Origin of the sequence: Bradyrhizobium mercantei (genome assembly GCF_001982635.1) — a bacterium.
Classification (GTDB): Bacteria; Pseudomonadota; Alphaproteobacteria; order Rhizobiales; family Xanthobacteraceae; genus Bradyrhizobium; species Bradyrhizobium mercantei.
In genome coordinates this window covers 114,194-126,636 of record NZ_MKFI01000002.1, presented here as the reverse complement: position 1 = coordinate 126,636, position 12,443 = coordinate 114,194, and the positions used below count along the sequence as shown (strand labels likewise).

Below are 12,443 nucleotides of genomic sequence, written 5' to 3'. Positions count from 1 at the left end.
TATACGCCCTCTCTCAGATAGGCAACCAAGCCCAACAGCTAACGCCGGCGCCTCCGGTAGTCCCGTTTCTTGGGTTTTGGCGCCAATTCCGGCATTTCGGCCTGGACTTCGCGGAATCTCGCCAGCATCCGCTCGAAACTATCCGTTAATGCTGCGGCGATATCGGGCCGCTTCTGCAGCCCGGCCAACAGGATCGCGGCCGCCTCGATGGTGGACAGGCCGTCGCGCCGCGGTTCCCGGCGCAGCTTGCCGTAGAGCGAGGGCCGTTTCGGCCCGAGAATCACCCGCTGGCACTTCAGCATCCAGGCATTGCGCCACCACAGCGCCTTGGCCTGGCTCCAGGTGCCGTCGAGCAGCACGATGCCTTCGATGTCGGACAGAATCGCGCGCTGATGCGGCTCGAGCTCGCCCTTGCGGTTGATCGCGACGATCTCGGCATCGGTCTCGAGGTCTTCGACCTTGGCCGAGCCGAGATAGAGCACCGCCCAGCGCGACGGATCGGGCACCGGCCGGCCGAGCGCCTTGGCAAGGCTCGGCCAGGACAGCCCGATCCGCACCACGGCATTCTCGAAATGCTGCCCCAACAGCCGCGCGGTGCCGAGCGCCCTGTCCTGCTCCTGCGGATGGATCAGGATCAGAAGCTGGATGCGGCTTTCGATCGGCGTGACGCTGTCGCAGATGCAGAGCGGCAGCGGCTTGCCGCAATGCTGGCAATCCTCGATCTCGGCGGCAACGTCGGTTTTGACTTCGGTCGGTTCGGACATCGCTCCGCTATACGCGCTCACGACCGTGCAATTCAAACTATTCCGCAGGCGCGTGCACGCCTGACGGCTCGCGGCGCTGCCGCAACCGGTCGATCAGGAGGTAGATCACCGGCGTGGTGTAGAGCGTCAGGATCTGCGACACGAACAGGCCGCCGATGATCGTGATGCCGAGCGGCCGCCGCAGCTCGGTGCCCGGGCCGGTCGCGATGACCAGCGGTATGCCGGCGAACAGCGCCGCCATCGTCGTCATCAGGATCGGGCGGAACCGAGCCCGGCAGGCCTCAAAGATCGCATCCCGCGACGACAGCCCCTGATGCCGCTCGGCCTCGAGCGCGAAGTCGACCATCATGATGCCGTTCTTCTTGACGATGCCGATCAGGAGGATGATCCCGACGAAGGCGATCACCGTCAGCGGCGTGTTGGTCACCTGCAACGCCAGCAAGGCGCCGAGGCCGGCCGACGGCAGCGTCGAGATGATCGTGATCGGATGCGCCAGGCTCTCATAGAGCACGCCGAGCACGATATACATCGCGACCAGCGCGCCGAGGATCAACAGCGGCTGCCGCCCGCTGGTCTTGTTGAAGTCGCCGGCATTGCCGTCGAAGCTGCCGCGAATGCCTTCGGGCATATGCAGCTCGTTGACCGCCTGCTGGATGTTGGTGGTCGCGACCTCCAGCGGCACGTCCGGCAGCAGGTTGAACGAGACCGTGGTCGAGGGGAAGCCGCCGGAGTGGTAGACCGCAAGCGCCGACAATCCGCGCTGGTAGTGCACCAGCGCCGATAGCGGCACCTGCACGTCATTGGCCCCTGCGACATAGATGCGCTCGAGGTTCGACGGGTCGTTCTGGAATTTCGGGTCGATCTCGAGCACCACGACGTACTGATTGCGCTGGGTGTAGATGTAAGAGATCTGCCGCTGCGAGAACGCATTGTTGAGCGCGTTGTCGATGTCCTGGACCCGGACGCCCAGGCTGGAGGCGATCTTGCGGTCGATCACGAGGTTGAGCTGCAGGCCGCCGGGATCACGGTCGGAGGAGACGTCGGTGATACCTTCCACCGTCTCCATCCGCTTGGCGACGAGCGGCGCCCACTTCTGCAACAGATCGAGATCGGTCGAGGCGAGCGTGTACTGATAGTCGGAATCGCTCTGCCGGCCGCCGGTGCGGATGTCCTGCGCGGCGAACATGAACAGGCGGATGCCGGGCACCATGAACAGATTGCGGCGCAACCGGTCGATGACCTGCGCGGTCGACAGACCTCCCCGCTCCTCCGGCGGCTTCAGGCTGATGAACATGGTGCCGCGGTTCGAGGTGGCGCCGCCCGGCCCGCCGCCGGAGCCGACCGAGGAACCGATGCCGGCGACCGCGGGGTCTGCCATCACGATGTCGGCGAGCCGCTGCTGCAACTGGAGCATCGACTGGAACGAGATATCGGCCGAGGCCCGTGTCGAACCGATCACGAACCCGCTGTCGTCGGTCGGGAAATAGCCCTTCGGCGTCTTGATGTAGAGCGTCACGGTCAGCGCAACGGTGGCGAAGAACACGATCAGCGTCAGGAAGGGATAGCCGAGCACGATCCGCAGGGTCGACGCATAGAATGCCACCACCCGCGACAGCGTGCCCTCGATGGCGCGGTCGTACCAGGTGGCGTGCTCCGAGGTCGCCTCCTTAATGTAGTGCGCGCAGATCATCGGCGTGATCGTCACCGACACCAGGGTCGACACGATGATGGCAAAGGTCAGGGTCAGCGAGAATTCGCGCAGCAGCCGGCCGACGATCCCATCCATGAAGATCAGCGGCGTGAACGCCGCGATCAGCGACAGCGAGATCGACAGCACCGTGAAGCCGATCTGCTTGGCGCCCTCGACCGCCGCCGGATATGGCGCCATGCCCTGCTCGAGATTGCGGTACATGTTCTCGATCATCACGATGGCGTCGTCGACCACGAAACCGACGGAGATCGCGAGCGCCATCAGCGACAGATTGTCGATCGAGAAGCCGGCGAGCCACATCCCGGCGCAGGTGCCGGCCAGCGCCAGCGGCACCGAGACGCCGGCGGCGATCGTCGGAACGACCCGCCGCAGGAACACGAACACCACGACCATCACCAGCACGGCCGTCACCAGCAGCGTGAACTGCATGTCCTCGACGCTGGCCCGGATCGTTCCGGTGCGGTCGACCAGGGTCGATATCTCGACGCCGGCCGGGATCCACTGCTTCAGTTCCGGCAGCATCCTGCGAACGCCGTCGACGGTGTCGATAACGTTGGCGTCGCCCTGCTTGGTGATCTGGATCAGCACCGCCGGCTGCTTGTTGAACCAGGCGATCGAGCGCGAGTTGCGGACGGAATCCTCGACCTCGGCGACGTCGGAGAGGCGAACGAAATTGCCGTTCGAGCTCTTGATGATGATGTCGCGGAATTCGGCCGCGGTGCGCATCTGCTTGTTGATCGAAAGCGTCTCGCTCAGCCGGTCGCCGTTGAAGATGCCGACCGGACCGAGCGGGTTGGCGTTGATGATCGCGAGCCGGACGTCGTCGGTCGCGATTCCGGCATTGGCCAGCGACACCGGATTGAGCGCGATGCGCACCGCCGGCTGGTCGGCGCCGCTGACCGTGACTTCGCCGACTCCAGGCACCTGCGAGATGCGCTGCGCCAGCACGGTGTCGGCGACGTCGTACATCGCGCTCGTCGAGATCGTCTTCGAGGTCAGCGCCAGCACGAATACGGGTGCCGCGGCCGGATTGGCCTTGCGGAACTTGGGCAGCGACGGCAGGTCGCTCGGCAGGTCGGCGAGCGAGGCGTTGATCGCGGCCTGCACGTCGCGCGCCGCGCGGTCGATGTTGCGGCCGATCGAGAACTGCACCTGGATGCTGGTGACGCCGAGCGAGCTCGTCGAGGTGATCTGGTCGACGCCCGAAATGGTGCCGAGCTTGCGCTCCAGAGGTGCCGCGACGGTCGCGGCCATCACGGAGGGATCGGCACCCGGCCGCGACGCCGACACCCGGATGGTCGGGAAGTCGACATTCGGCACCGACGACACCGGCAGGAACTCGTAGGCGACGATCCCGACCAGGAACAGCCCGATCGCCAGCAAGGTGGTGCCCACCGGCCGGCGGATGAAGGGCTCCGAGATCGAGATCACTGCATGCCCTCGGTGGCGCCCGCGATCGGCGCGCCGCTGGGACCTGGCTCCGGCACGGCCCGCTCGATCCGGCGGTTGAGGCGGTCGAGCGCGAGATAGATCACCGGGGTGGTATAGAGCGTCAGCAGCTGGCTCAGCAGCAGGCCGCCGATGATCGAGATGCCGAGCGGGAAGCGCAGCTCGGCGCCGGTGCCGCTTTCGATCGCGAGCGGCAGCGCGCCGAACAGCGCCGCCAGCGTCGTCATCATGATTGGCCGGAACCGCAGCAGGCAGGCCTGCACGATGGCGTCATAGGACGACATGCCCTGGTGCCGCTCGGCCTCCAGCGCGAAGTCGATCATCATGATGGCGTTCTTCTTGACGATGCCCATCAACAGGATGATGCCGATCAGGCCGATCACCGACAGGTCCTGCCCGCACAGCATCAGCGCGAGAATGGCGCCGACGCCGGCCGAGGGCAGCGTCGACAGGATAGTGATCGGATGGATGTAGCTCTCGTAGAGCACGCCGAGCACGATATAGATCGTGATGATCGCGGCCAGGATCAGCCAGGGCTGCCCGGCCAGCGAGCGCGCGAACTCGGCGGCGTCGCCGGAATAGATGCCGACGATGCTGCCGGGCATCCCGATCCGCGTCTCGATCGCCTTGACCGCCTCGACCGCGTCGCCGAGCGCCTCGCCCGGCGCCAGATTGAAGCTCAGCGAGACCGACGGGAATTGCGCCTGATGCGAGATCGCGAGCGGCGCCGTGGTGCGGACCAGCGTCGCCACCGCCGACAGCGGCACCTGCGCGCCGTTGGCGCCGGGCAGATAGAGCTTGTCGAGGATCGACGGGTCGCGCTGGTACATCGGCAGCGCCTCGAGCACGACGCGGTACTGGTTGGCCTGGCCGTAGATCGTCGAGATCTGGCGCTGCGCGAAGGCGTCGTTCAGCGTGTCGGTGACGCCCTGCAGGCTGACGCCGAGCTGGCCGGCGCGCTGGCGGTTGATGTCGAGCGCCGCGCGCAAGCCGCCCTCCTGCGCCTCCGAGGAGACGTCGCGGAAGATCGGGTCGCGCCGCATCTCGGCGACCAGCTTCTGCGCCCATTGCGACACCTCGGCGGCATCGGTTGCGGTCAGCGTGTACTGGTATTGCGAGCGGCTCGACTGGGTCGAGATCTGCACGTCCTGCACCGGCTGGAAGTACACGGTCATGCCGGGCACGGCCGCGATCTTCTGCTTGAGGCGCTCGATCACCTTGACGACGCCGTCGCGCCGCTGGTCGAGCGGCTTCAGCGTCATCACCAGGCGGCCGACATTGGTGGTCGGATTGACCGAGCCCGAGCCGATCACCGAGACCACGCCGACCACGTCGGGGTCGGCCTTAATGATATCGGAGACCGCGCTTTGCCGCCGCTGCATCTCGGCGAGCGAGACGTCGGGGCCGGCCTCGGTCACCGCCGTGATCGAAGACGTATCCTGCAACGGCAGAAAGCCCTTCGGCGCCAGCACATACATGATCAGCGTCAGCGCGATGGTCGCGAACGTCACCAAGAGCGTCGCGCGCTGGCGCCGCAGCACCCAGAGCAGCGTGCGGTGGTAGAACTCCACCATTCGGTCGATGAAGCGGCTGACCGCGGCGAGGCCCGGAACCGCCATCTCCTCATGGATGTTCTTGAGCAGCCGTGAGCACATCATCGGCGTCAGCGTCAGCGAGACGATCGCCGACGTCACGACCGCAATCGTCAAGGTCAGCGCGAACTCGCGGAACATGCGGCCGACCAGGCCGGACATGAACAGCAGCGGAATGAACACCGCGATCAGCGAGACCGTCAGCGAGATCACGGTGAAGCCGATCTCGCTGGCACCCTTCAGTGACGCCTCCATCACCGTCTCGCCGTCTTCCATGTGGCGGACGATGTTCTCGATCATGACGATGGCGTCGTCGACCACGAAGCCGGTTCCGATGGTCAGCGCCATCAGCGACAGATTGTCGAGGCTGAAGCCCGCAAAATACATGACACCGAAGCTCGTGATCAGCGACAGCGGCAGCGCGACGCCGGCGATCAGGGTTGCGCGCAGCGAGCGCAGGAACAACAGCACCACCAGCGTCACCAGCACCACGCTCAGGATCAGGGTGAACTGCACATCGCGGACCGAGGCGCGGATCGTCACGGTGCGGTCGGAAACCACGGTGAGCTTGACGCCGGCCGGCACCGCGCGCTGCAGCCGCGGGATTTCGCCACGGATCTGCTTCACGACGTCGATGACGTTGGCGCCGGGCTGGCGCTGGATGTCGATGATGACGGCCGGCGTGCCCTGGTACCAGCCGCCGGTGCGGTCGTTCTCCAGCCCGTCGACGATCTGCGCGACGTCGCCGATCGTCACCGGCGAGCCGTTGCGGTAGGCGATGATGATCGGCCGGTAGGCGTCGGCCGCGGCGATCTGGTCGTTGGCGGCGATGGTGTAGGATTGCTGGGCGCCGTCGAGCGATCCCTTCGGCCCCGACACGTTGGCGCCGGCGATCGCGTTGCGCAGGTCCTCCATCGCGATGCCATAGGCCGCGAGCCGGGCGAGGTCCGCCTGCACGCGCACCGCGGGCTTCAGGCCGCCCAGGATCGAGACCCGGCCGACGCCGGAAATCTGGCTCAGCCGTTGGCCGAGGATGGTATCGGCGAGATCGCTCATCGCGCGCAGCGAGATCGTGTCCGAGGTCAGCGCCAGGGTCATGACCGGCGCGTCCGCCGGGTTCACCTTGGCGTAAACCGGCGGGTACGGGAGCGTCTTCGGCAGGATGCCGGCCGCGGCATTGATCGCGGCCTGGACGTCCTGGGTGGCGCCGTCGATGTCGCGGTTGAGGTCGAACTGCAGCGAGATCTGGCTGACCCCGAACGAGCTCGTCGAGTTCATCGACGACAGCGACGGGATCTGGCCGAGCTGCCGCTCTAGCGGCGCCGTGATCAGCGAGGCCACCACGTCGGGGCTGGCGCCCGGCAACTGCGTCGTCACCTGCACGGTCGGAAAATCGACCTGCGGCAGCGCGGAGACCGGCAGCGCCCAGTAGCCGAGCGCGCCGCCGATCATCAGCGCAATGCCGAGCAGCGAGGTGGCGATCGGCCGGCGGATGAACGGTTCGGAGACGCTCATGGCTGCGTGCTCGCTGATGATAGGTCGGACATCACGAAGTCAGGATGTCAGTCATGGCTGCGCCTTCGGTGCGCCGCCCGACTGTTCGCCCCCTGCCGCCGGCGCGGGCGCCGGTCCGGTCTGCCCCTTCTGATCGCCTTCGCTGTGCTCGTGCCGGCCGCGATGCTCGCCGCTCTTGCCCTGCCAGTCCTTCTTGCCGTCCTTGTTCTGGTCCTTGCCCTGCCCTTCGCCTTGACCGCCGCCGCGCTTGCCGTCGGGATTGCGGCTGCGCTTGCGCGGCGCGAGATCGGCCGCCGGCGGCCCCTCGTCCTTGCCGACCACGACCTTCGCGCCATCGGAGAGGTTGGCAAAGCCCGTGGTCACGACACGGTCCGACGTGGTCAGGCCGCTGGCGATGACGGCCTCATGCTCGTCCTGCTGCGTGACCGTGACCGGCTTGGCGGTGACGACGTTGTCCTCGCCGATCACATAGCTGAACGTGCCGGCTGGGCCGCGCTGCACGGCCGAGGTCGGCACCACGATGGCCTGCGGCAAGGTCTCGACCTTGAGGCGCACATTGACGAACTGGCCAGGCCAGAGCTGGTAGCTGGCATTCGGCAGTTCTGCCTTCAGCTTCAGCGTGCCGGTGGTCGGATCGACCTGGTTGTCGATCCCGGTCAGCTTGCCGGTGTCGATCACGGAGACGCCGTCATTGCCGAACACGTCGACCGCAAGCTGGCCCTTGGCGGCCGCGGCGTTGACCCGCATGATCTGCTGCTGCGGCAGGCTGAACCACACCGCGATCGGCTGCAGCTGGGTCAGGATCACAAGCCCGGTGGTATCCGAAGCGTGGATGATGTTGCCCTGGTCGACCTGGCGCAGGCCGGCGCGCCCCGCGATGGGCGCAACGATCTTGGTGTAGCCGAGCGTGGTGCGCGCATTGTCGATCTGGGCCTGATCGGCCTGGATGATGGCCTCCTGCTGCGCGACCAGCGCACGCTGCGTGTCGGCCTGCTGCTTGGAGCCCGCGTTGGTGGCGGCGAGCTGCTGATAGCGGGCGAGGTCGATCTTCTGATTGGCCAGCAGCGCTTCGTCTTTGGCCTTCGTGGCCACCGCCTGATCGTATTGCGCCTGATAGATCGCAGGATCGATCTCGCCCAGCACGTCGTCCTTCTTGACGTCCTGGCCCTCGACGAAATTCACCTTCAGCAGCTTGCCGTCGACCTGCGAGCGCACCGTCACGGTGTTCAACGCCTTCACCGAGCCGACGCCGTCGAGATAGACCGGCACGTCCTGCACATGCGGCGTGGCCGCAAGCACCGGCACCGGCAAATCGGGCCGCGCGCCCGCCCCGCGGCCGCCGCCGCCATTTTGCCTGGGCTGGAACGCGAGCCAGCCGAGATAGCCGAGCCCGCCCAGGATCACGAGCGTGATGAGCAGCGACACCATGCGCCCAAGCAGGCGCGAGATCAGGCTCCGCTTGCGCGGCGCCGTGCCTTTCTCGTCGTCCTCGCCGCTTTCCTTGGAGTCGGGCTTAAAGAGCATCGACCGGTCTTTCCATCTTCGGTTCCCAGCCGCCCCCCAAGGCCTGATACAGGCTGACGATCGCCAATAGCCGGGCCAATTGGGCCTGCGAATAGGCATCTTCCGCCTGGAACAGGGTCAGCTGCGTGTTTAGCACAGTTACGATGTCGGCGGTGCCGGCCTTCAACTGCTGCTCGGCCAGATCGAAGGCGCGCCGCGACGACGACAGCACGTCGCGCTGCAGCTGCAGCCGCCGCGTCGTCTCGCGGATTGCGACCAGCGCGTTGTCGACGTCGGTGAACGACTGCACGACGGTCTTGCGATAGGTCTGCAGCAGTTCGTCCTGCTTGGCCTTGTTGTACTCGAAATTGCCGAGGATCCGGCCGCCGTCGAAGATCGGCTGGGTCATGCCGCCGACCAGGTTGAAGAACGCCGCATGCGGCTGGAACAGCGAGACCAGCGCCTGGCTCTGGTAGCCGCCCGTCCCGGTCAGCTGGATGCTCGGGAAGAACTGCGCCCGCGCGCTGCCGACATTGGCGGTGGCGGATGCAAGCTGCGCCTCCTGCCTGCGGATATCGGGACGCTGGGTGAGCAATTCGGACGGCAGGCCCGGCGTGACGCGCGGGATCGCGACTGAGTTGAGCGAGCCGCCGGCGACGCGCACGCTCTCAGGCGGCCGCGATACCAGTACCGCGAGCGCGTTGATATTCTGGTCGAGCGTCTGGCGCAGCGGCGGCACCAGCGCGCGCTGGTTGGCGAGCACGCTCTCCTGCTGCGCGACGTCGAGATCGGAGCCGGTGCCAGCCTTGAAGCGGTCCTTGATCGCGTTGAGGATGCGCTCGGCGCTTGCGATGTTGCGCTGCGCAGTGCGCAGCCGGTCCTGGGTGGCAAGCACCGTGAAATAGGCGTTGGCAACGCTCGCCAGCGTGGTCAGCGCCACCACCTCGCGGTCGAACCGGTTGGCGACCGCGGTCTCCTCCGCCGCCTGCGCGGCGTCGCGGTTCTGGCCCCAGAAATCGAGCTGGTAGCTGGCGCTGAGCGAGGCGCTGTAATTCACCACCTCGCGCCCGCCATTGGTGAGGCCGCTGGCGCTGGAGCCGGAGGTGCGCGAATAGGTCTCCGATCCATTCAGATTGACGGTCGGCAGCAGCGCCGCGCCGGCCTGCCGCGCCAGCGCGTCGGCCTGGCGGAAGCGCGCCACGGCCGCCGCGATGTCGAGATTGACGGTCTGCGCCTCCTCCATCAGCTGCGTCAGCTCCCTGGAGCGAAAGCTCCGCCACCAGTCGAGCGTCGGAAGTGCGTCGCCGGGCCGGCCAAGGCGCGCGGCCTTGTAGCCCTGCGGCACGTCGAGCGCCGGATCGGGGATGTCCTGGGTCAGGATGCAGCCGGCCGAGCCCGCAACCAGCCCGAGCGCGACCAGCGCGCGGCCCGCGAGCCGGCGCGCGCGGACGGCGAGGCCGAACCGGCCTCCAGGCAACATCGCGGACGCGGACTGGGTCACACCCGTTCTCCGCCGAAGCCAGACTTCGCCCGCGGCGCACTAATGACGCGTTCAGCGATGCTCTGGGTGACGTTCACGGGTAATGCTTCCAATGGAACCTGGCTGTCCCATCCTACCCTTGGGACGTTGGGGCGGACAGCCCTGTCACGATTGCGCGACATCGCATCGCAAGCGATTCGCGGCTACCCTGAACGCTGACTTTTCCCTATTTTTACTGCATTTCCGCGCGTTTCAGACCCGTGCCGGAAGTCACGATTCTTACAAAGATTTCATGGGGATTTCTCGGCTCCTGTTGCATCGAATCCGCAAGATGCGCCGATCTCGCGGTGCCATGCAGCCACCGCCGGGTCTTGAATTGATCTGCCGTGCGCAACTGACGAAAGACCGCGGATCGCAGGATGATTCTGCCAGGCGGTCCGACTGCCGCAAAACACCGTTCTCCCCCGCGTCCGCGACAGCCGCGCTCGCGCGGCAAGGCGTGTCGAACCTGCCATTTGCCGCAGTGCAAAAGCCCTTCCCTTTTTCGATCAGCACACTAGGTTCGCGGCAAGCAAGACACAGACCGGCAAAGAAATTCCCCGACATGGTATTCAACAAAGACGTCATTGAAGCGATCGGCAACACGCCGCTGATCAAGCTGAAGCGCGCATCCGAACTGACCGGCTGCACCATTCTCGGCAAGGCCGAATTCATGAACCCCGGCCAATCGGTCAAGGACCGCGCCGGCAAAGGGATGATCCTGGAGGCCGAGAAGCGTGGCGATCTGAAGCCCGGTGGCCTCGTGGTCGAATCGACCGCGGGCAATACCGGCATCGGTCTTGCGGTCGTGGCCAGCGCGCGCGGCTATCGTACCCTGATCGTCATCCCGGAGACGCAAAGCCAGGAAAAGAAGGACATGCTGCGGCTGTGCGGCGCCGAGCTCGTCGAGGCGCCGGCGTTGCCCTTCTCCAATCCGAACAACTATCAGCATCTCGGCAGGCGGCTCGCCGAGCAGCTGCGCAAGACCGAGGCGAGCGGCGTGCTGTTCGCCGACCAGTGGAACAACCTCGACAATCCCAAGGCCCATTACGACTCGACCGGACCGGAGATCTGGCAGCAGACCAACGGCAAACTGGATGGCTTCATCTGCTCGGTCGGCACCGGCGGCACGCTCGCCGGCATCAGCCGCTATCTGAAGGAAAAGAACAAGGACATCGTCACCGCCTGCGCCGATCCGCACGGCTTTGCCATGTACGAATTGTTCAAGAACGGCCAGGTCAAATCGACGCCCGGCGACTCAATCACGGAAGGCATCGGCCTCGGCCGCAAGACACCTGTCATCGAGACGGCGAATGTCGACGATGCGTTCCTGATCTCCGACGAGGACGCCGTGACCATCATCTATGAGCTGCTGGAGCACGAAGGCCTGTGCCTCGGCGGCTCGACCGGCGTCAACATCGCCGGCGCAATCCAGCTTGCGAAGCAGCTCGGCCCCGGCAAGACCATCGTCACGATCCTCGCCGATTCCGGCAACCGCTATCAGTCCAAGCTGTTCAACCCGGCCTTCATGCGCTCGAAGAACCTGCCTGTGCCGGAATGGCTGGAAAAGCGCAGCAAGATCGAGCTGCCGTTCGTCTAGGGAGCGAATGGTGAGCAGCGAATAGCTCTGTTCGCTACTCCCTGCCGGTCATCTCAGAATCTGGCTCAGGAACAGCTTCGACCGCGCGTGCTGCGGGTTGGCGAAGAATTCCTGCGGCGTGTTCGACTCGATGATCTGGCCGGCGTCCATGAACACGACGCGATTGGCGACCTCGCGCGCGAAGCCCATTTCATGGGTCACGACCAGCATGGTCATGCCTTCCCGGGCGAGGTCGACCATGGTGTCGAGCACCTCCTTGACCATTTCCGGGTCGAGCGCCGAGGTCGGCTCGTCGAACAGCATCACCTTCGGGTTCATGGTCAGCGCGCGAGCGATCGCAACGCGCTGCTGCTGGCCGCCCGACATCTGGCCGGGAAACTTGTTGGCTTGATGCGGGATCTTGACCCGCTCGAGAAATTTCATCGCCATCGCCTCGGCATCCTTTTTCGGGATGTTGCGCACCCAGATCGGCGCCAGCGTGCAATTGTCGAGCACGGTGAGATGCGGGAACAGGTTGAAGCTCTGGAACACCATGCCGACCTCGCGGCGGACCTCGTCGACACGCCGCAGGTTCGGGCCGAGGTCGATGCCGTCGACCACGATCTCGCCCTCCTGGAATTCCTCCAGCGCGTTGATGCAACGGATCAGGGTCGACTTGCCCGAGCCGGACGGGCCGCAGATCACGATGCGCTCGCCCTTGCCGACCTCGAGGTTGATGTCGCGCAACACATGGAAGTCGCCGTACCATTTGTTGAGGGCGGAGATGTTGACGATCTGAGGTGTGGACATG

General features: G+C 65.8%; 7 protein-coding genes. 1 reads left to right on the top strand and 6 read right to left on the bottom strand.

Annotated elements, in window-relative coordinates:
* Positions 1-38: 38 nt before the first annotated feature.
* Genes BI327_RS08220 through BI327_RS08200 form a run of 5 tightly spaced genes read right to left on the bottom strand, consistent with a single transcriptional unit; the run spans position 39 to position 10,014 of the window.
* Positions 39-764: a tRNA-uridine aminocarboxypropyltransferase gene (locus BI327_RS08220; RefSeq protein ID WP_076859510.1), complete on the bottom strand. Its 726-nt coding sequence runs from the start codon at positions 762-764 to the stop codon at positions 39-41.
* Between the two features lie 37 nt (positions 765-801).
* Positions 802-3,906 (bottom strand): efflux RND transporter permease subunit, encoded by a 3,105-nt coding sequence (locus BI327_RS08215; protein WP_076859508.1) that lies wholly within the window; start codon positions 3,904-3,906, stop codon positions 802-804.
* Complete coding sequence (locus tag BI327_RS08210) at positions 3,903-7,031, bottom strand: efflux RND transporter permease subunit (RefSeq protein ID WP_076859506.1); 3,129 nt, start codon at positions 7,029-7,031, stop codon at positions 3,903-3,905. Before BI327_RS08210 ends, BI327_RS08215 begins: the two co-directional genes overlap by 4 nt.
* Positions 7,032-7,082: 51 nt before the next feature.
* Positions 7,083-8,555 (bottom strand): efflux RND transporter periplasmic adaptor subunit, encoded by a 1,473-nt coding sequence (locus tag BI327_RS08205; protein ID WP_076859504.1) that lies wholly within the window; start codon positions 8,553-8,555, stop codon positions 7,083-7,085.
* A complete protein-coding gene (locus tag BI327_RS08200; RefSeq protein WP_076859502.1) occupies positions 8,545-10,014 on the bottom strand; it encodes an efflux transporter outer membrane subunit in 1,470 nt (489 codons plus the stop codon). Before BI327_RS08200 ends, BI327_RS08205 begins: the two co-directional genes overlap by 11 nt.
* 604 nt (positions 10,015-10,618) lie before the next feature.
* Here BI327_RS08200 and BI327_RS08195 point away from each other — a divergent pair.
* A complete protein-coding gene (locus tag BI327_RS08195; protein ID WP_076859501.1) occupies positions 10,619-11,653 on the top strand; it encodes a cysteine synthase A in 1,035 nt (344 codons plus the stop codon).
* Between the two features lie 48 nt (positions 11,654-11,701).
* Here BI327_RS08195 and BI327_RS08190 read toward each other — a convergent pair whose 3' ends face one another.
* Positions 11,702-12,442, bottom strand: a complete 741-nt coding sequence (locus tag BI327_RS08190) for an amino acid ABC transporter ATP-binding protein (RefSeq protein ID WP_076859499.1) — start codon at positions 12,440-12,442, stop codon at positions 11,702-11,704.
* Between the last annotated feature and the right edge of the window lies 1 nt (position 12,443).

Bases quoted from the DNA above. Each gene is read 5' to 3' on its own strand.
- BI327_RS08190 (WP_076859499.1), bottom strand. From the start codon at position 12,442: ATGTCCACACCTCAGATCGTCAACATCTCCGCCCTCAACAAATGGTAC.
- BI327_RS08220 (WP_076859510.1), bottom strand. From the start codon at position 764: ATGTCCGAACCGACCGAAGTCAAAACCGACGTTGCCGCCGAGATCGAG.
- BI327_RS08200 (WP_076859502.1), bottom strand. From the start codon at position 10,014: ATGTTGCCTGGAGGCCGGTTCGGCCTCGCCGTCCGCGCGCGCCGGCTC.
- BI327_RS08195 (WP_076859501.1), top strand. From the start codon at position 10,619: ATGGTATTCAACAAAGACGTCATTGAAGCGATCGGCAACACGCCGCTG.
- BI327_RS08205 (WP_076859504.1), bottom strand. From the start codon at position 8,555: ATGCTCTTTAAGCCCGACTCCAAGGAAAGCGGCGAGGACGACGAGAAA.
- BI327_RS08210 (WP_076859506.1), bottom strand. From the start codon at position 7,031: ATGAGCGTCTCCGAACCGTTCATCCGCCGGCCGATCGCCACCTCGCTG.